The sequence below is a fragment of the Bradyrhizobium sp. Ken51 genome (assembly GCF_055807435.1).
Genome location: NZ_JBVVPB010000002.1, coordinates 559834 through 577575, shown reverse-complemented (window position 1 = coordinate 577575; position 17742 = coordinate 559834). Strand labels below are relative to the sequence as shown.

The window sequence follows — 17742 nt, the reverse complement described above, 5'->3', positions numbered from 1 at the left end:
GCCCGCTACTGGATCGTGTCGAGCGCGCCGGTTCTCATGCGAAGCACCTCACTGCGCGCGGATGTCGGCGGCCTTCAGCACCGGCTCCCATTTGGTGGCCTCGGCATGCATGTAGGCATCGAATTCCCTCGACGAAGAACCGACCGGGGCTGCGCCGATCTTGCCGAGCGTCGACAGCACGTTCGGGTCCTGCAACGCCGTCTTCAGATCGGTTTCGAGCTTCGCCACGATCTCCGGCGGCATTTTCGCCGGGCCGAGAACGCCCCACTAGACGGAGACGTCGTAACCCGCCACGCCCGACTCGGCGATGGTCGGAACATTGGGCAGCGCCTTGGAGCGTTCGGCCGAGGTCACCGCGAGTGCGCGCACCGGGCCGCCTTCGATCTGGCCGATGGCCTCCGCAAGCGGATTGATGCTGAGCGGGATGTCACCGGCGATTACGGCGGTCAGCGCGGGCGCGCCGCCCTTGTAAGGGATCGCGACGATCTTGGTGCCGGACATGTATTTCAACAGCTCACCGGCGAGGTGCGCCGAGGTGCCGTTGCCGGACATACCGTAGGAGAGCTTGTCCGGCTCCTTCTTCGCCGCAGCGAGAAGATCGCCGAGCGTCTTGTAGGGGCTGTCTTTGGCGACGACGATCGCGAGCGGCGAGGAGGCGACTTCGGTGATCGCGGTAAAATCCCTAAACGTCTCGTAGGGCACGCTCGGATAAATGAACTGATTGAGGGGATGACCGCTCGCGACCAGAATCAGCGTGTAGCCGTCGGGGGCGGCCTGCGTCAGTGCCTGCGAGGCGACGATGCCGCCGGCGCCGGGGCGATTGTCGACCACTGGTTGCTGGCCCCAGGTCTTCGCCAAGGCCTGTCCGAGCGTGCGCGCGAGCACGTCGACCGCGCCGCCGGCCGCGTAGGGCACCAGGATGTGAACCGGTTTGCTCGGATAATTGTCGGCGGCCTGTGCGGCGCCGCCCGCCAGCAGCAGACCGGCACCTAGCATTAAGCTGCCGATCTTCTTGTTCAAATCCAGCATTTTCAGCACTCCTTGCGGGCGTTGTGCGCGGACCGCCGGCCTCGAGCCGTCCGGACGCCGCCATGGTTTTTGTTGACGAGACCTGATTTTTTGTACGATAGTACAAATCACATGATACGCAACGCCGCCAGCAAGGAAACGGCCCGCAAGCCGAACATGCGCGAGGCAATTCTCGCCGCGGCCGAGGAGCTGTTCGCCACCAACGGCTTCAACGCCGTGTCGGTGCGCGATATCGCGCAGGCAGCCGGCGCCAATCCCGGCAGCGTCACCTATCATTTCAAGACCAAGGACGGCCTGCTGCTGGAAATCTACCGGCGCCATTGCGGGCCAATGAATTTGCGTCGTTCCGAGTTGCTCGCGGCCGCCAAACGCGTGCGCGATCTCCAGGACCGGCTCGAAGCGATGGTGCGGGCCTATGTCGCGCCGGCCTTCACCTCGGGCAGTGATCTTGCCGGGGGCGGGGCGCGGTTCACGCGCCTGCGCGCGGTGATGTCCGCGGAGGGCAATGAGGTCGCGCGGAAAATCATCGCGCAGACTTTTGACGATACCAGCCACGCCTTCATCGACGCGATCCACGACAGCCTGCCGCACGTTCCCCGCACCGACATCGTCTGGCGCAGCCACTTCCTGCTCGGCGCGCTCTATTACTCGCTGGTGACGCCGGATCGCGTCTCCCGCCTGTCGCGCGGCGAGGCCGACGGCAGCGATGCCGCAAGCGCCATCGAGCAATTGGTGCAAGCCGCCGTGGCCGCGTTCCAGGCGCCGGCGCTCGATCAGGCTGCGCCGGCACGGCGGCGGCCCGTCGTCAGCAGCAAGACTTAAAGACGCGGTCTCGTTCGGCGGTTTATCTGATGGCAATGATGTACACGCCGACCATTCCGCCGCCCGATCCGGACACGCGCACGCCGAAGTTCAAGCTGCCGAAGCTGTCTTGCGACGCGCATTGCCACATCTTCGGGCCCGGCGCGAAATATCCCTACGCGCCGGGCCGCTCCTATACGCCGCCGGATGCGCCGCTCGAGCATTTCCGCACGCTGCATGCCAAGCTCGGGGTCGAGCGTGCCGTCATCGTCAATGCCAGTGTGCATGGCACCGATAACACGGTGGCGCTGGACGCCATCGCGCAGAGCAATGGCGCCTATCGCGCGGTCGCCAATATCGACGGCTCCATCACGGAGCGCGGGCTTCGCGTGCTGCACGAGGGTGGTTTCCGCGGCTGCCGCTTCAATTTCGTCCGCCATCTCGGCGGCGTCCCCGACAAGCGGGTGTTCGACCGTATCGTCGCGATGGTTGCGCCGCTCGGCTGGCACATCGACCTGCATTTCGACGCGATCGACCTGCCTGAATATGCCGACATGCTGACAAGGCTGCCGCTTAGCTACACGATCGACCATATGGGACGGGTGAAGGCGTCCGAAGGGCTCGATCAGCTTCCGTTCAAGATCCTGATCGAGCTGATGCAGCGCGACGAGAAATGTTGGGTCAAGATCTGCGGTTCGGAGCGGGTGTCGTCGGCCGGTCCGCCGTTCACCGACGCGGTGCCGTTCGCGCGAAAGATCGTCGAGACCGCGCCCGACCGGATCATCTGGGGCACCGATTGGCCACATCCCAACGTCAAGGCGATGCCGAACGACGGCGATCTCGTCGACCTGATCCCGCTGTTCGCGCCGGAGCCGGAGTATCAGCAGAAGATCCTCGTCGATAATCCAGCCCGCCTGTTCGAGTTCGAGGAATGACGGTGTCCGTGATCGATAAATTGCTCATCAAGGAAAGAGATAAATTGCTCATCAAGGAAAGAGGGGAATAAGCCCATGAAAGCAGGTCTCGTGATCACGGCCCATCCGGGCGATTTCGTCTGGCGCGCCGGCGGCGCCATCGCTCTGCATGCGAAGAAGGGCTATCGCATGAAGATCGTCTGCTTGTCCTTCGGCGAGCGCGGCGAGAGCCAGTTCGCCTGGAAGGAGAAGGGCGCGACGCTGGAATCGGTCAAAGGCGGCCGCAAGGATGAGGCGGAGCGCGCTGCCAAGCTGCTCGGCGCCGAGATCGAGTTCTTCGACTGCGGCGACTATCCGCTGAAGCTGACGGAAGCGCATTTCGACCGCATGGTCGACATCTACCGCGAGCTCAATCCAAGCTTCGTGCTGACGCACGCGCTGGAAGACCCCTATAATTTCGATCATCCGAACGCGGCGCATTTCGCGCAGGAAACCCGCGTGGTCGCGCAGGCCATGGGCCACAAGCCAGGCGCGCAGTACAAATATTCGGCGCCGCCGGTGTTCCTGTTCGAGCCGCACCAGCCGGAGCAATGCAATTACAAGCCGGACCTGCTCCTCAAGATCGACGAGGTCTGGAAGGAAAAGTACGAGGCGTTCCAGATTCTCGCCGCGCAAAAACATCTCTGGGGCTATTACGAGCGCGTTGCGCTCAATCGCGGCATCCAGGGCAGCCGCAACACCGGTGTGCCCATGACGTATGGCGAGGCCTATCAGCGCTTGTTCCCGACGGTAGCGGAGGAGCTGGCATGAGGCCCGTCGTCGTTCGCAACATTGAGCGAGCCGATCCCGCCGCTATGGCGGAGTACGGCGTCTCGACCGTGCACGAGGCCTATGGCCGCATCGGCCTGATGAAGCCATATCTGCGGCCGGTCTGGCCGGGCGCGGCGATCGCCGGTCCCGCCGTCACTGTGCTGGCGCAGCCGGGCGACAACTGGATGATCCATGTCGCGGTCGAGCAGTGCAGAAAGGGCGACATTCTCGTCGTCGGTTGCACCACCGACAACACCGACGGCATGTTCGGCGAGCTGCTCGCGACTTCGCTGCAGGCCCGCGGCGTGCAGGGGCTGATCATCGATGCCGGCTGCCGCGACGTCAGGGCACTGCACGAGATGAACTTTCCGGTGTGGTCCCGCGCGGTCTCGGCCAAGGGGACGGTGAAGGCGACGCTCGGCGCGGTCAATGTCCCCGTGGTCTGCGCCGGCGTCAACGTCGACCCCGGCGACATCATCGTGGCCGATGACGACGGCGTCGTGGTGGTGCCGAAGCGCTATGCGGCCGAGGTCGCCGAGAAGGCGAAGAAGCGCAACGCGGACGAAGGCGGCAAGCGCAAGCGGCTGGCTTCGGGCGAGCTGGGCCTCGACATGTACAGCATGCGCGAGGCCTTGGCGAAAGCCGGGCTCGTCTATGTCGACAATCCCAGGGATGTCTGAAGAGAAGCGGAGCGGGCCGATGGATCGTCTCAAGCTGAAGGCCGTGCTCGGCAGTCACCCCCATGTCCAGGCGGTGAAGAGCGGCGAGCTCCGCTCCGACCTGTTCGATCTCGATTTCGTCGAGTACACGCCGACCAACACCGCGTTCAAACCGATGGTGCGCGAGCAGGCCTTCGACGTCTGCGAGATGGCGATCGTCACCTATCTGATGGCAAAGGCGCATGGCAAGCCGCTGGTGCTGCTGCCTGCCACCATGCTCGGCCGCTTCCAGCATTCTTATGCGCTCTATAATCCCGCGCACGGAACCCTCGGGCCGTCCGATCTCGAAGGCAAGCGCGTCGGTATCCGCTCGTTCACGACCACCACCGGCGCCTGGATCAGGGGCATCCTCGCCAATGACTGCGGCGTCAATCTCGGCAAGCTCCGCTGGGTCACGTTCGAAGACCCGCACGTCGCCGAATATGTCGACACCACCGAGCGCGCGTCGAAAGGCAAGAAGATCTTGCAGATGCTGCTCGACGGCGAGCTCGACGCCGTCCTCGGTGAGGCCTCAAGCGATCCGAAACTGAGGCCGCTGTTCCCCGATCCGGCCGCGGAAGCCGCCATATGGTACGCGCGCCGCGGCGTCGTGCCGGTCAACCATCTCGTGGTCGTGACCGAGCAGCTGACGAAATCGCGTCCTGACGTGGTTTCGGGCGTCTATGATCTGCTCAAGCGGAACAAGACCCAGATGGGGCCTGCGGCGACGCCCGATCTCGTTCCGTTCGGAATCGAGGCGAACAGGAAGCCGCTGGAGCTGATCATCGACTATGCATTTCAGCAGGCGCTGATCCCGCGCCGCTATGCGGTCGAAGAGCTGTTCGACGAGACCACGCGAGGACTGAACTGATGGCGGGCGATCCCAAGCGATGGCAGATCGGGCTGATCGGTTATGGCGAAGTCGGCAGGATCCTGGCCGAGGATTTGCGCCAGCAGGACATCAGGGTCACAGCCTATGACATCAAGCTCGGAGGCGAGCAGGGCGGCTCACTGAAGGAGCATGCGGAGAAATTCGGTGTCGGGCTCGCAGTCTCGCACGCTGAGCTGGCCGCGAAGTCCGATTTCATCATCTCCGCGGTCACCGCGAGCCAGGCCGTGCCGGTGGCAAAGGCCTGTGCGGCCGCGATCAATCAGAGCACATGGTTCCTGGATTTCAATTCGGCGTCTCCCGGCGCCAAGCAGCGCGCGGCCGCGCTGATCGATGGCGCCGCCGGACGTTATGTCGAGGGCGCCGTTATGACGTCGGTGCCGCCTTATCGGATCAAGGTGCCGCTGTTGCTCGGCGGTCCCGGCGCAAGGGAGCTGCAGCCGCTTTTGAACGCGATCGGTTTTGCGGCCAAGGTTGCAAGCGACAAGCTCGGTGTGTCATCGGCGGTGAAGATGTGCCGCAGCATCATGATCAAGGGCCTGGAGGCCATGGTGATCGAAAGCTTCACCACCGCGCGCGCCTATGGCATCGAGGATGCGGTGTTGGCTTCGCTGGCGGAAACCTTCCCCACGATCGATTGGGAGAAGCAGGGTGCTTATTGCTTCCAGCGCGTGATCGAGCATGGCCGCCGCCGCGCCGAGGAAGTACGCGAAGTCGCCGAAACCGTGCGTGAAGCCGGACTGACGCCGTGGTCCGCGCAGGGCACCGCCGAGCGGCAGGCCTGGGTGGCGGACCTCGCCGATGAGGGCCTGTTCGGAACGAAGGCCACCAAGGAGTTCGCCCGCAGCGCTGACTGGCGCACCGAGGCGGACCGAATCCTGGCGAAGATCAATCGCGAGAAATAGGGCGGCTCTTGCTCAGGACTTTACCGCGCAACAGCCCGTGAGCTCGTCCCGGACGCGTTCGATCAACGCCATCAGGTCTTCGGTCTTGCGGGCCAGCCGATCGTTCGCGACTTGGGTCCGGAATTCCGCGCGGATCACCCGAATGCACTTGTCGGCGGTGTCGAGCGTCAGGAGCATGCGCGTCAAGTCATCCTGGGTCCGGATGCTCGCCAGATCGAGGTTTGACAGGACATGCCCGATGCCGTCGAGCCGTTTTATCGCGGCATCGCCGGGCGTTCTCGCTCGAATGGCGTGATGGTCGATGCTGCTGAATGCGCTGAACATGTCGATGCTTCCCCGATGAATGCAGACATCAGTGCAGGTTCTGCTTTGAACGGCACCGCGGGACTGGCAATACGCTCAGCTATCGGCAATCAGCGCGGATCGACTATCCGGTATTCTACCGGATTCGGAATATGAGAACGATCGGCGGTAACATCGAACGGAAATAACGCGGCATCCGCCTCGCTTCAATGCAGATATGCGTCCAGAGCGGCTCAGGAGCCGGGGCGAAACAGAATGGGTCGTTGCCGCGCAAAAGTCTGCCGGCCGTTCTTGAAGCCCATCACGATATCCGGCAGCTCGGCGATCGCGAAGCGGCTGTCTTGCGTATCGAGCACGACGAGATCGGCGGGGTTTCCGACCCTGATGCCGTAATTCCGTAGGTTCATCAGCCGCGCCGGCAGCTCGGTCACGAGATCGAGGCACGCATCGAAGTCGTTCACCGAGGCATGCGCGACGTTGGCGTAGAAGTTCGCCATTCGGAGCAGGGAGGCATCGCCGAACGGCGTGAAGGGATTGAGCACGTTGTTGGTCGCGATCGAGCACACCACGCCGTCGCCGGAGAGCTTGTGGGCGAGCGTCAGCCCGCGTGGCGCGTTGTGGGTCGCTTCGCGCCCCATCAAATAGAGATCGGTTGCCGGCAGCACGGTGACGGCAACGCCGGCCTTCGCCAGTTGCGCTGTGGCGGCCTTCAGCCGCTCCGGTGGCAGTGCGGAGAGTTTCGTCGCATGGCCGATCGCCACGCGGCCCCCGTAGTTGCGCCGCTCGGTCTGCCGGCAGACCTCGTCGAGGTGCCACCAGGAGGGATCGAGATCGAAATCGAGATGGAGGTCGACATCCACGTCGAACGCCTCGGCGAGGTCGAAGATGCGTGCGAGATGGGCGTTCGGGTCGGTGTCCGTGTAGGGACAGCCGCCGATCACCTCGCCGCCGTCGCGCAGCGCCTGGATCAGAAGCTCCTCGCTGCCGGGATCGTTGGTGAGGCCTTCCTGCGGAAAGACACAGAGCGACAGGTCGATCGCCCAGGCATAGTCACGCTTCAGCGCCTTCACCGCCTCGAAGCCGCGCAAGCCGATGCGCGGATCGATTTCGACGTGGGTTCGCATGCGCGTGGTGCCGTGGGCGATGGCGCGTTCGAGCACCCGGGCGCCGCGCGCGTAGACGTCCTCGACCGAGAAATCCTTCTTCATCCCGGCGACGGCGCGGATCGCTTCCGAGACGCTGCCGTGATCATGCCCGCAGCGGCCAAGCAGGCAGGCCTTGTCGAGATGGATGTGGCTGTCGACGAAGCCGGGCAGGGCGAGGCGCCCGCCGACATCGACTTCGACGGCTTCGCAGGCGAGCTTCGGCTCGATCGCGGCGATGCGGCCGGCCTTCACGCCGATATCGACCGGTGCGGCGGATGATCGCAACAGCGTGTTGCGGAAGATCAGGTCGAGGGCGGTTTGGCTGGTCATGGCGTCTGATTCAGGTGGATAGCCTAACGGAAGCGGAGGAGGTGGGCAGCTCTAGATTGTGTGCAGTTCCGCAGGCGAATTGTTCAAAAAACGTGCATGCAATTCGAGGAGTGAATTGTAGAATGTGTCGGCCCCGGAGAACCCGTCATGTCCGCTCCTGCAACAGCCCAACGTCCGACAACCGACGCTGAGATCGTCGAAGCTTATCTCACGGCCTCGATGATACCCGATCCCGATGCAGCCGCAGCCTATATGAAGCCGGGGACGGTGATCACGTTTACAGGCGGGCGCGAATTCGGTCACCCGCGCGGGCCGACCGGCTTCAACGCAAAGCGCTATCGCTGGGTCAAGAAGAAGATGGATCGGTTCGACGTCTGCCCGGGCGCGGACGAGACCGTCGTCTACAGCGTAGGCACGCTCTATGGCGAGTGGATCGACGGCACGCCGTTCGAGGGCAATCGTTATGTCGATCGTTTCGTCGTCAGAGGCGGCCAGATCGTGAAAATGGATGTCTGGAACGACAGCGCGGAGCGCATTTTGGTTCAACGCGGGATCGAAGCCTAACCGCGCCGAGCGACTTTAGGCAGTTTGACGACGCGGTCACTCGTGACCTCATCGGCGTAGGGCGCGAGAACATCGAGCAGATCGCGGCCGCGCTGCGGAGTCGGGGCGACCAATGCGCGATTGGCCACAGAATCCAGATGATGGTGCATCAATTCCATCACCTTGGCCTCGTCGCCCTTGGCGAGCGCGGCGATGATGGCGCGATGCTCGTTGATCGCGCATTCGGTCGAGTGCGGTCGGCTGTACAGCGACAGCGTCAGGCAGCAACGGTAGGCAACCTCGCTGACATAGCGCACCAGGATCGGGCTATTCGTCATCTGGGCGAGCAGGATATGGAATTCGGTGGCCAGCCGGATCGAGGCTGCGTCCGTGCCGCCACGCGCACGGTCTTCCGCATCGACGTGGTCGGTCAGCTCGCTGATCTGGCTCTTGGTTAGTTTGCCCGCGAGCTGGCGCACCACGAGCCGCTCGAGCTCGATGCGGATATCGAAGGCGTCGCGCGCCTCCTGCCAGCTCGGCGTCGCCACCACTGCGATCCGGTTGCGGCGGAGCTCGACCAGGCCTTCCGCCGCCAGTTGCCCTAGCGCGTGGCGGGCAATGGTGCGGCTGACGCCGAAGCGCTCGCCGAGTGAATCCTCGGGCAGCTTTGCGCCGGGCTCCAGCGCCTGCTCAATGATCGCGCGCCTGAGCGCGCGGCAGATCATGCTGACCTTGTCTGACGATTCGGAAGTCTTCCTGGTGGCGCGCGCCGGCATCGGCGATTCCTTGGGTGGGTGTCACCTCTGTTTAGCACGGCGTTCCGGCAATTTAGCGCCCCAATTGCATGCAGTTTGACGGTCCGATTGCCTAAATCGAATCCGCTTCGCAGGCACGGAATTCTCTCAGGACATTGATTTTACGAGCTTTGCCCGCTGGCATCCACCTTGCATGCACTTTGGCTGTGATGCGCATGCAACCCAACGCTCAATTTGACGGTCAGCCCGTTTCCGAAGAGGCCGCCGCGACAGCGATAGAGCTGTCCGAGGCGTCAGTGACCTTCGGACGCGGCGACCGCGCCGTGCCCGCTCTGTCCAAGACCAGCCTGAAGATCGCCGACGGCGAGTTTGTTGCATTGGTCGGCCCGTCCGGATGCGGCAAATCGACCATTCTGCGTCTCGTCAGCGGCCTGGTGCAGCCCACCAGCGGGGTCGTCATCGTCGGCGGCCGGGAGGTCGCGGCGCGCGCGCTGCGGGTCGGCATGGCCTTCCAGAACCCGACCATGCTGCCGTGGATGACGATCGAGCGGAACATCATGCTGCCGCTCAAGATCGTCGAGCCGTTCCGCTCCAATTTCCGCAAGCTGCGCAAGACAGCGTTCCGCGACAAGGCCAACGCGCTGCTGGAGCAGGTCGGCCTCAAGGGCTTTGGCAGCCACTTTCCCTGGCAGCTCTCCGGCGGCATGCTCCAGCGCGCCAACCTCTGCCGCGCGCTGATCCACGAGCCGCGCATGCTGCTGCTGGATGAGCCATTCGGCGCTCTCGACCAGTTCACCCGAGAGGAGCTGTGGACGATCCTCCAGAACCTCTGGATGACGCATAAGCCGACGGTGCTGCTCGTCACCCATGACCTGCGCGAAGCCGGCTTCCTTGCCAGCCGCATTTGCGTAATGAGCGCGCGTCCCGGCCGCATTCTCGACGACAGTCGTGTGGAGTTCGCGCGGCCGCGCACCGTTGCCATGACCTTCGAGCCGGAATTTGTCGCGCTGAACCAGAAGCTGCGCGCCTTCATCGAGGATGCGCGCGGCGCGGCCCAACAGAGGGCAGGCTGAGATGTCCGCAATCTATATCAGGCAGAAGGCGTGGTCGGCGGGACTGATCGTGCTGTTCTTCGTCGCGTGGGAACTGTTTTGTCTCGCGACCGGAATGTCGGATCTCGTGCTACCGCGGCCGTCGCAAGTATTCGTGACCTTGTACCAGCGCTTTCCGGTGTTGTGGCCCCACATCGTGCAGACGCTTGCCACCACAATGTTCGGCTTCGTGCTCGGCGTCGCGCTCGGTGTCGCGCTCGGCGCCACCATCGGCGTCTCCAAGACGGCCTATGACACCTGCTATCCTCTCTTGATCGGCTTCTCCTCGATCCCCAAGGTCGCGGTGGTTCCGATCTTCGTGCTGTGGTTCGGCTCCGGCACGGTGCCCGCGGTCCTGACGGCGCTCTCGATCTGTTTTTTCCCGATCGTCGTGAATATCGCGACGGGACTTGCGACCACCGAGCCCGAACTCGAAGACGTGCTGAAGGCGCTCGGCGCCAGCAAGTTCGACATCCTCTGGAATGTCGGCCTGCCCAGGACGATGCCGTTCTTCTTCGCCTCTCTGAAGGTCGCGATCTCCTACGCCTTCGTCGGCGCGGTGTTGTCGGAGACGGTCGCCTCCAACCGCGGCCTCGGTAACGTCATGATGACCGCGTCATCGAATTTCAACGTGCCGCTGGTGTTCGCCAGCCTGTTCGTGCTCGCCGCCCTCGGCGTCGCGCTTTACGTCGTGTTCTCGCTGATCGAGGGGCGTGTCACCGGTTGGGCCACGCGCAAGAACGACGTCATCGCCACCTGATTTTTTCAAACGTCACGCAACGAAGCTGAGGAGGTCTCGATGTTGAGAAAAGTAACTGCCGCAGTGCTGGGATTGGCCCTGTCCACGGGCGTCGCCGCGGCCGAGGACACCACGATCAAGTTCACGCTGGGCTGGAAGACGCAGGGTAGCGATGCCGCGTTCTTCTATGCCAAGGACAACGGTTTCTTCAAAGAGGAAGGCCTTAACGTTGTCATCGACCAGGGCGAGGGATCAGGTGCCACCGTCACGCGCGTCATGTCAGGCGCCTATGACGCAGGGTTCGGCGACGTCAACGCCATCATCCAGAACGCCTCGACCAAACCGCAGGACGCCCCCGTCATGGTCTACATGATGTGGAACCAGCCGCCGTTCGCGATTGTTGCCAAGAAGACCAGCGGCATCAACACGATCAAGGATTTTGAAGGGCACACGCTCGGGGGCGCGCAGGGCACGCCGACGACGCGGCTGCTGCCGGTGTTCACGCGCAAGAACGGCCTCGACGGCGACAAGATCAAGATCTCCAACATGGCGCCGAACCTGCAGGAGCCGATGCTGATCAAGGGCGACATCGATGCTGCTCTCGTGTTCAATATCACCAGCTACTTCAATCTCGTGCTCAACCGCCAGGATCCCGACAAGGATTTCAAATGGTTCTCTTTCGGTGAATACGGCCTCGATCTCTATTCCAACGGCGTGATGGTCTCCAAGAAGCTGATCGCGTCGAACCCGAAGGCGGTAGCGGGCTTGGTGCGTGCCATCAACAAGGGCGCGATTGCCGTCGCCAAGGACCAGAACGCCGGCATGAAAGCCGCGCTGAACTACGACAATCTGATCGACGTCGCAGTCGAGAAGCGTCGGCTGCAATATTCCTTCGACAAGCTGATCGTCTCGGCTGAGATGAAAGAAATCGGGATCGGTGACATCAAGGACGACCGCATGACGCGGGCTATCGGCATCGTGGTTGAGGGCTATCAGCTCGCCCGGGCGCCGACCCCGGCGGAAGTCTTCTCGCGCGAATTCCTGCCGCCGCGCGCGGAGCGGGAGTTGGTGTATACGGCCAACTGATTGGGAGGGGTGGTCATGGTCACGGAGATTGCGGCGACCAGCCTGTTCCGTGGCATCGATCGTGGTGTCTTCGACAATGTCGTGCTGCGGCACGACGGCGGTGTCATCACCGATGTTTTTGAAGGAGCGGGGCCAACCAGCGGTCCTCGCTCCTTTGTCATTCCAGCGTTCGTCAACGCCCATGACCATGCCCGCGCGACCGCGTCGTCCTTTGGTGCGGTCGGCATGCCCCTGGAGAGCTGGATCCTGCGGACCGCACTGGGTACGCCGGTCGATCCCTATCTGACCGCGGCCTCCGCGCTGGCGCGCTCGGCCAAGACCGGCTGCGCGGCGATGATGGTTCACTACACGCGGCCGAGCGGGACGATGCCCATGCTCGATGAAGCCAAGGCGATCGCGAGGGCTGCATCCGACGTCGGCATCCGCATCGCCTTCGCGCTGGCCGTGCGAGACCAGAATCCAATCGTCTATGGTGATGCCGAACCGGTCCTCACTGGGCTCTCCCGCGATGATCGCAAGACCATCGAGGACCTCTTTGTGCGCGTACCGATGTCGCCCAACGCCTATATCGAAATGACCGACGCCATTGCCGCGGCGATCACTGGCCCCATGGTCGATGTGCAGCTTGGGCCCGCCGGCGTGCAATGGTGCTCGAAGCCGCTCCTTGAAGCCGTTGCCGAGAACTCGGTGCGGACCGGCCGCCGCATCCACATGCACCTGCTGGAGACCGTGTATCAGCGCGCCTGGGCGGACCAGAACTTTCCCGACATGGTGCGATGGCTGCGCGACATCGGCTTCCTCTCCGAGCGGCTGACGCTCGCGCATTGCATCCACGCCCGCCCGGATGAGCTCGAGATGATCGCGGCCTCTGGCACGCGCATCGTTACCAACTTCAGCTCTAACATGCATCTGCGCTCAGGGCTCGCCCCGATCGCCGCCGCGCACAAATGCGGTTGTGCCATCGCCGTCGGCGTCGACGGGCTGGCGCTCGACGAGGATGACGACGTCCTGCGCGAGATGCGGCTGGTTCAGATGGTCCATGGCGGCCTCGGCTTCAGGCAGACATGGACGCCGGCCGAACTGTTCGCGCTCGCCGTCCACAACGGCCGGCGCGCTACCGGCGCGCCGGGGACGGGCGAGCTCGCGCCCGGCAATCCCGCGGACTTCGCCGTGATTGATCTCGACCGGCTCGACCGTGACCAGATCATGCCGGTTGATTCCATGGCATTACTGTTCGCCCGCGGCAATGCGTCCATGGTCAAGGAAGTCGTCGTTGCGGGGAAAACGATTGCCAAGGACGGGGCTTGTATTGGCGTTGACCTGCCGGCCATCGAGCAGGAGTTACGCGCGATGTATCGCGCCAATGTCGGCAAGTTCGCGAGCTTCCAGCGGATGTGGCCGCCGCTGTCAAATCTGCTATCTGGCTGGTTCGAGCAGCAGCTCACTTGCGAATAGACGGGCACGAATACACCTTGGCTGGCGTCGATATAAAACCGCGATAGCTGATAGGTACAACCTCGTCTGGCGGTTGGTCCTGCCATGGGTTACACCATCCGCGGCTGCGCGCCGGCGCAAGCCGCTGATCCCTGAGGAGCTCCCGATGCGTCTTCCCACTGTTGTCCTGGCCCTCACATGCCTTGCAACTGCCGCCTCAGCCGAAGACCTGTCGGGTACGCTTCAGAAGGTCAAAGAGACCAAGAAGATCACGCTGGGCTATCAGGAGGCCTCGGTCCCGTTCAGCTATCTCGACGGCAACCAGAAGCCGGTCGGCTTTGCCATGGATATCTGCCTCAAGATCGTGGATGCCGTGAAGAAGCAGCTCGGCATGGCCGATATCGCCGTCGACACCCTCGCCGTGACGTCGTCGAACCGGATTCCGCTGATGGTCAACGGGACGCTCGACCTGCATTGCTCGGCGACCACCAACAATGCCGATCGCCAGAAGCAGGTCGCATTCACCAACACGCACTTCCTCAGCGCAACGCGATTTGCGGCCAAGAAAGCCGCAAAGATCAACACCATCGACGATCTCAAGGGCAAGGCGGTGACGGCGGTGGCCGGCTCGGTCAACCTGACGCAGCTCGCCAAGGTCAACACCGAGCGCAATCTCGGCATCAATGTGATGCCCGCCAAGGACCAGGCCGAAGCCTTCCTGCTGCTGGAAACTGACCGCGCCCAGGCCTACGCGCTTGACGACGTGCAGCTCGCGGTCGCGATCGCGCGCTCGAAGGAACCACAGCTCTTCATGATCAGCGAGGAGACGTTCTCGAAGCCTGAGCCTTACGGGATCATGCTGCGGCGGGAGGACGCGCCGTTCAAAGCGCTCGCCGATCGCGCGACCGCGGAGCTATACGCGAGCCAGGAGATCGAGGTCCTCTACAAGAAGTGGCTGCAATCGCCGACGCCGCCGAACGGCCTCAACTACAACGTCCCCATGTCGGGCGCCTTGCGCAACGCCTTCAAGAAGCCGAGCTCCAGCTTCGACCCGGATGTGTACGTCGTGAATTGAGGCGAGGGCGCCAAGGCGCTGGTTGCAATCGGGCTGCGTGTCATTGTGCCCTCGCCCCTTGCGGGAGAGGGCAGCTCCGCTGGTTGATGCAGACACCCTCGGATGAGGGGGTTGTCTTCGCTGAGAGAGACCCCTCATCCGGCGCTTCGCGCCACCTTCTCCCGCAAGGGGAGAAGGAACAGGGCACTGTGCTCATCGGCCAGTGTGGGACGCTAGGCGTTCGAATATTTCTTCAACTCGAACCGCGCGATCTGGTTCCTGTGCACTTCGTCTGGGCCGTCGGCCAGACGCAGCAAACGCGCGGTCGCATAGGCTTGCGTCAATCCGAAATCGTTCGACGTGCCGCCGCCGCCATGGGCCTGGATCGCCCAGTCGATGATCTGGCAGGCCATGTTGGGCACGGCGACCTTGATCATCGCGATCTCGGCTTTCGCCACCTTGTTGCCGACGGTATCCATCGCGTAGGCGGCGTTGAGCGTCAGCAGCCGGGCCTGTTCGATCATGATGCGGGCTTCTGCGATGCGCTCCTGCGTCACCGTCTGCTCGGAAACCGGCTTGCCGAAGGCGACGCGGCTGCGCACCCGGCGGCACATCTTCTCCAGCGTGCGTTCGGAGAGCCCGATCAGCCGCATGCAGTGGTGGATACGGCCGGGACCGAGGCGTCCCTGCGCGATCTCGAAACCGCGGCCCTCGCCGAGCAGCATGTTCTCCTTGGGGACCCGCACATTGGTGAAGACGACCTCGGAGGCACGGTCGGGCACGCCGTAGAAGCCGAACACGGGCAGGGGACGCTTGACCTCGACGCCCGCTGTGTCCATCGGCACCAGGATCATGGATTGCTGCTTGTGGCGGTCCGCATTGTCGGGATCGGTCTTGCCCATGAAGATGCAGATCTTGCAGCGCGGGTCGGTCGCGTTGGTCGTGTACCATTTGCGGCCGTTGATGACGTAATGGTCGCCGTCGAGGACGATCGAGCTTTCGATGTTGGTCGCATCGGATGAGGCGACGGCAGGCTCGGTCATGGCAAAGCAGGAGCGGATTTCGCCTGCGAGCAGCGGCTTCAGCCAACGCTCCTTGTCCTTGTCCGTGCCATAGCGCTCCAGCACCTCCATGTTGCCGGTGTCGGGCGCCGAACAGTTGAAGACTTCGGGCGCGAGATGCGAGCGGCCCATGACCTCGCAGAGCGGGGCATATTCGAGATTGGTCAGGCCTGCACCGTGGCTGGAGTCCGGCAGGAACAGATTCCAGAGGCCTTCGGCGCGCGCCAGCGGCTTCAGCTCCTCGACGACCGGATAGACCTTCCAGGGCCCCAGTTCCTCCGCCTCGCGATAAAAGCGCTCCTCGTTCGGATAGACGTGCCGGTCCATGAAACTTTCGAGCCTGCGCTTGAGCTCGACGACTTTGGGGGACATCGGGTAGAGCATCTTTGGTCTCCTTGATCGATGGACAGGCCGGCGCGCTATCGGCTCAAGGGGCGCGATACTCTTTGAATTTCTCGCGCAGCGCCGATTTGAGCACCTTGCCGGTGCCGGTCATCGGGAACTCGTCCATGAACTCGACCGCGTCGGGCATCCACCAGCTCGCGATCTTGGGGCGCATGTGGTCGAGCAGCGTCTTGCCGTCGACGGTCGCGCCCTTCTTGCGGACGACGAGGAGCAGAGGCCGCTCCTGCCATTTCTCGTGGCTGATCGCGACCACGGCAGCTTGCAGCACATCGGGATGAGACAAGGCGACGTCCTCGAGCTGGATCGAGGAGATCCATTCGCCGCCGGACTTGATCACGTCCTTGGAGCGGTCGGTCAGCGTGACGTGGCCCTGAGGGTCGATCACCGCCATGTCGCCGGTGATCAGCCAGCCGTCGCGGTCGAGGCCTTCATCAAGTTTCATGTAGCCGGACGCAACCCACGGTCCCCGCGCGCGCAGATGGCCAACGCTCTTGCCGTCGCGCGGCAGCTCGTTGCCGCCGTCGTCGACGATGCGCAAGGCGGTGCCGAAACAGGCGCGGCCCGAAACCTGGCGGCGGTCGAACTTCTCCTTGTCGTCGAGATGTTCGGAGCCCGGCCGCAGGCCCGGCATCGAGCAGCCCAAGGCTTCGGTCATGCCCCAGGCCTGGATGTAGTCGATGTCATACTCGCGCTTGAGCTTCTCGACCATGGCGCGCGGCGGCGCCGAGCCTGACGACAATGTTGCACGGAGTGTCGAGAACCTGTTGCCGGTTCGTCCGAGCCAGTCGAGCAGGATCAACCAGAAGCTCGGCACGCCCGCCGACAGCGTCACCTTCTCGCCTTCGAGCAACTCGTAGAGCTTGTCGGGCTCGTAATTGCGGCCGGGCAGCACCAGCTTCGAGCCGGTATAGGGCGCGGTGAACGGCATGTTCCAGCCGTTGCCGTGGAACAGCGGCGCCATCGGCATCATCACCTCGCGCACGCCTTCCAGGTGCCCGGGCAGGAAGTCGAAATTGCAGGAGACCATGGTCTGCAGGATCGCGGCACGGTGCGAATAGATCACGCCCTTCGGATTGCCCGTGGTGCCGGAGGTGTAGCAGATCGTGGACGCCGATTTTTCGTCGAACTCCGGCCATGCGAAGCCGGCGTCGTTCTCCCGTTCCAGAAGCTCCTCGTAGCAATGGACGTTGGCAACCTTGGTCTCCGGCATCCGCTCGCGCGAGCACATCACGACATAGGCTTCGATCGATTTGAGCTGCGGCGCGATCGCTTCCACGATCGGCAGTGTGGCGCGGTCGATGAACAGCAGCCGGTCCTCGGCATGATTGACGATGTAGACGAGCTGTTCAGGGAACAGCCGCGGGTTGATGGTGTGCAGCACATAGCCCATGCCCGGCGCGGCGTAGAACATCTCGAAATGCCGGTGCGTATTCCAGGCCAGCGTGCCGACGCGGTCACCGGGCATCATGCCGAGCCTCTTGAGCGCCAATGCCATGCGCTTGATGCGCGGATGGGCGTCGGCATAGGTGTAGCGATGGATGTCGCCTTCGATCTCGCGGGCGACAACCTCGGCCTCGCCGTGATAATCGGCGGCATACTGGATCAGGCCGCTGATCAGGAGCGGCATGTCCATCATCAATCCCTGCATCGTGTCCTCCGGACCGCCATGTCGTTGCATGGCGTACGCTTTGTGATGTGAGCTTGAGGTTAGCGGAACGCCACGCGACGTTCACGCAAAAAGCGAGGGACG

17 protein-coding genes and 1 pseudogene are annotated in these 17742 nt (G+C 63.4%); 12 read left to right on the top strand and 6 right to left on the bottom strand.

Annotation, left to right across the window (positions count from 1 at the left end; translation table 11 throughout):
* Window positions 1-48 precede the first annotated feature (48 nt).
* A pseudogene (locus AC0L27_RS06405) lies at window positions 49-1029 on the bottom strand (tripartite tricarboxylate transporter substrate binding protein).
* A 111-nt stretch (window positions 1030-1140) separates the two neighbouring features.
* Between AC0L27_RS06405 and AC0L27_RS06400 the strand changes: the two are divergent.
* The 6 genes from AC0L27_RS06400 (at window position 1141) to AC0L27_RS06375 (ending at window position 6046) form a co-directional block, all read left to right on the top strand.
* The gene (locus tag AC0L27_RS06400; protein WP_354204239.1) at window positions 1141-1851 is read left to right on the top strand and encodes a TetR/AcrR family transcriptional regulator; all 711 of its coding nucleotides are present in this window, start codon (window positions 1141-1143) and stop codon (window positions 1849-1851) included.
* Window positions 1852-1880: 29 nt separating this feature from the next.
* The gene (locus AC0L27_RS06395; RefSeq protein WP_354204237.1) at window positions 1881-2765 is read left to right on the top strand and encodes an amidohydrolase family protein; all 885 of its coding nucleotides are present in this window, start codon (window positions 1881-1883) and stop codon (window positions 2763-2765) included.
* A gap of 75 nt (window positions 2766-2840) precedes the next feature.
* On the top strand, window positions 2841-3554 hold the full coding sequence (locus tag AC0L27_RS06390) for a PIG-L deacetylase family protein (RefSeq protein ID WP_354204235.1): 714 nt from the start codon (window positions 2841-2843) through the stop codon (window positions 3552-3554).
* Entirely contained in the window at window positions 3551-4234 is a 684-nt protein-coding gene (locus tag AC0L27_RS06385; protein WP_354204233.1) for a 4-carboxy-4-hydroxy-2-oxoadipate aldolase/oxaloacetate decarboxylase, read from the top strand. Before AC0L27_RS06390 ends, AC0L27_RS06385 begins: the two co-directional genes overlap by 4 nt.
* Before the next feature lie 19 nt (window positions 4235-4253).
* On the top strand, window positions 4254-5123 hold the full coding sequence (locus AC0L27_RS06380; RefSeq protein ID WP_354204231.1) for a substrate-binding domain-containing protein: 870 nt from the start codon (window positions 4254-4256) through the stop codon (window positions 5121-5123).
* Window positions 5123-6046, top strand: coding sequence for a DUF1932 domain-containing protein (locus AC0L27_RS06375; protein WP_354204229.1), 924 nt, complete (start codon window positions 5123-5125; stop codon window positions 6044-6046). Before AC0L27_RS06380 ends, AC0L27_RS06375 begins: the two co-directional genes overlap by 1 nt.
* A gap of 12 nt (window positions 6047-6058) precedes the next feature.
* Here the strand turns inward: AC0L27_RS06375 and AC0L27_RS06370 are convergent, their stop codons facing one another.
* Window positions 6059-6370 (bottom strand): hypothetical protein, encoded by a 312-nt coding sequence (locus tag AC0L27_RS06370; RefSeq protein WP_275167386.1) that lies wholly within the window; start codon window positions 6368-6370, stop codon window positions 6059-6061.
* 212 nt (window positions 6371-6582) lie between these two features.
* Window positions 6583-7824: an amidohydrolase family protein gene (locus AC0L27_RS06365; RefSeq protein WP_275167385.1), complete on the bottom strand. Its 1242-nt coding sequence runs from the start codon at window positions 7822-7824 to the stop codon at window positions 6583-6585.
* Window positions 7825-7971: 147 nt separating this feature from the next.
* Here AC0L27_RS06365 and AC0L27_RS06360 point away from each other — a divergent pair, with 147 nt between their 5' ends.
* Window positions 7972-8388: a nuclear transport factor 2 family protein gene (locus AC0L27_RS06360; RefSeq protein ID WP_275167384.1), complete on the top strand. Its 417-nt coding sequence runs from the start codon at window positions 7972-7974 to the stop codon at window positions 8386-8388.
* Here AC0L27_RS06360 and AC0L27_RS06355 read toward each other — a convergent pair.
* Window positions 8385-9143 (bottom strand): GntR family transcriptional regulator, encoded by a 759-nt coding sequence (locus AC0L27_RS06355; protein ID WP_275167383.1) that lies wholly within the window; start codon window positions 9141-9143, stop codon window positions 8385-8387. The genes AC0L27_RS06360 and AC0L27_RS06355 overlap by 4 nt on opposite strands.
* A 194-nt stretch (window positions 9144-9337) precedes the next feature.
* On the opposite strand from AC0L27_RS06355, the gene AC0L27_RS06350 reads away from it, so the two are divergent.
* The 5 genes from AC0L27_RS06350 to AC0L27_RS06330 all read left to right on the top strand — a co-directional run bounded on the left by AC0L27_RS06350 (window position 9338) and on the right by AC0L27_RS06330 (window position 14547).
* A complete protein-coding gene (locus AC0L27_RS06350; RefSeq protein ID WP_275167382.1) occupies window positions 9338-10195 on the top strand; it encodes an ABC transporter ATP-binding protein in 858 nt (285 codons plus the stop codon).
* Between the two features lies 1 nt (window position 10196).
* Window positions 10197-10973 (top strand): ABC transporter permease, encoded by a 777-nt coding sequence (locus AC0L27_RS06345; protein WP_275167381.1) that lies wholly within the window; start codon window positions 10197-10199, stop codon window positions 10971-10973.
* Between the two features lie 39 nt (window positions 10974-11012).
* On the top strand, window positions 11013-12038 hold the full coding sequence (locus AC0L27_RS06340; RefSeq protein ID WP_275167380.1) for an ABC transporter substrate-binding protein: 1026 nt from the start codon (window positions 11013-11015) through the stop codon (window positions 12036-12038).
* Window positions 12039-12053: 15 nt separating this feature from the next.
* On the top strand, window positions 12054-13493 hold the full coding sequence (locus AC0L27_RS06335) for an amidohydrolase family protein (RefSeq protein WP_275167379.1): 1440 nt from the start codon (window positions 12054-12056) through the stop codon (window positions 13491-13493).
* A 145-nt stretch (window positions 13494-13638) separates the two neighbouring features.
* The gene (locus AC0L27_RS06330) at window positions 13639-14547 is read left to right on the top strand and encodes an amino acid ABC transporter substrate-binding protein (RefSeq protein ID WP_354204224.1); all 909 of its coding nucleotides are present in this window, start codon (window positions 13639-13641) and stop codon (window positions 14545-14547) included.
* Window positions 14548-14759: 212 nt separating this feature from the next.
* Here AC0L27_RS06330 and AC0L27_RS06325 read toward each other — a convergent pair whose 3' ends face one another.
* Window positions 14760-15971 carry an acyl-CoA dehydrogenase family protein gene (locus tag AC0L27_RS06325; protein ID WP_354204222.1) on the bottom strand — a complete coding sequence of 404 codons (1212 nt, stop codon included), beginning with the start codon at window positions 15969-15971 and terminating at the stop codon, window positions 14760-14762.
* 43 nt (window positions 15972-16014) lie between these two features.
* Window positions 16015-17640: a long-chain fatty acid--CoA ligase gene (locus AC0L27_RS06320; RefSeq protein ID WP_354204220.1), complete on the bottom strand. Its 1626-nt coding sequence runs from the start codon at window positions 17638-17640 to the stop codon at window positions 16015-16017.
* Window positions 17641-17742: the final 102 nt, after the last annotated feature.

What these genes read in the sequence shown, in the direction of transcription:
- AC0L27_RS06395 (WP_354204237.1), top strand. Translation starts at nt 1,881, where the DNA reads ATGGCAATGATGTACACGCCGACCATTCCGCCGCCCGATCCGGACACG.
- AC0L27_RS06400 (WP_354204239.1), top strand. Translation starts at nt 1,141, where the DNA reads ATGATACGCAACGCCGCCAGCAAGGAAACGGCCCGCAAGCCGAACATG.
- AC0L27_RS06355 (WP_275167383.1), bottom strand. Translation starts at nt 9,143, where the DNA reads ATGCCGGCGCGCGCCACCAGGAAGACTTCCGAATCGTCAGACAAGGTC.
- AC0L27_RS06370 (WP_275167386.1), bottom strand. Translation starts at nt 6,370, where the DNA reads ATGTTCAGCGCATTCAGCAGCATCGACCATCACGCCATTCGAGCGAGA.
- AC0L27_RS06335 (WP_275167379.1), top strand. Translation starts at nt 12,054, where the DNA reads ATGGTCACGGAGATTGCGGCGACCAGCCTGTTCCGTGGCATCGATCGT.
- AC0L27_RS06390 (WP_354204235.1), top strand. Translation starts at nt 2,841, where the DNA reads ATGAAAGCAGGTCTCGTGATCACGGCCCATCCGGGCGATTTCGTCTGG.
- AC0L27_RS06320 (WP_354204220.1), bottom strand. Translation starts at nt 17,640, where the DNA reads ATGCAGGGATTGATGATGGACATGCCGCTCCTGATCAGCGGCCTGATC.
- AC0L27_RS06385 (WP_354204233.1), top strand. Translation starts at nt 3,551, where the DNA reads ATGAGGCCCGTCGTCGTTCGCAACATTGAGCGAGCCGATCCCGCCGCT.
- AC0L27_RS06330 (WP_354204224.1), top strand. Translation starts at nt 13,639, where the DNA reads ATGCGTCTTCCCACTGTTGTCCTGGCCCTCACATGCCTTGCAACTGCC.
- AC0L27_RS06340 (WP_275167380.1), top strand. Translation starts at nt 11,013, where the DNA reads ATGTTGAGAAAAGTAACTGCCGCAGTGCTGGGATTGGCCCTGTCCACG.
- AC0L27_RS06360 (WP_275167384.1), top strand. Translation starts at nt 7,972, where the DNA reads ATGTCCGCTCCTGCAACAGCCCAACGTCCGACAACCGACGCTGAGATC.
- AC0L27_RS06325 (WP_354204222.1), bottom strand. Translation starts at nt 15,971, where the DNA reads ATGCTCTACCCGATGTCCCCCAAAGTCGTCGAGCTCAAGCGCAGGCTC.
- AC0L27_RS06345 (WP_275167381.1), top strand. Translation starts at nt 10,197, where the DNA reads ATGTCCGCAATCTATATCAGGCAGAAGGCGTGGTCGGCGGGACTGATC.
- AC0L27_RS06350 (WP_275167382.1), top strand. Translation starts at nt 9,338, where the DNA reads ATGCAACCCAACGCTCAATTTGACGGTCAGCCCGTTTCCGAAGAGGCC.
- AC0L27_RS06375 (WP_354204229.1), top strand. Translation starts at nt 5,123, where the DNA reads ATGGCGGGCGATCCCAAGCGATGGCAGATCGGGCTGATCGGTTATGGC.
- AC0L27_RS06380 (WP_354204231.1), top strand. Translation starts at nt 4,254, where the DNA reads ATGGATCGTCTCAAGCTGAAGGCCGTGCTCGGCAGTCACCCCCATGTC.
- AC0L27_RS06365 (WP_275167385.1), bottom strand. Translation starts at nt 7,824, where the DNA reads ATGACCAGCCAAACCGCCCTCGACCTGATCTTCCGCAACACGCTGTTG.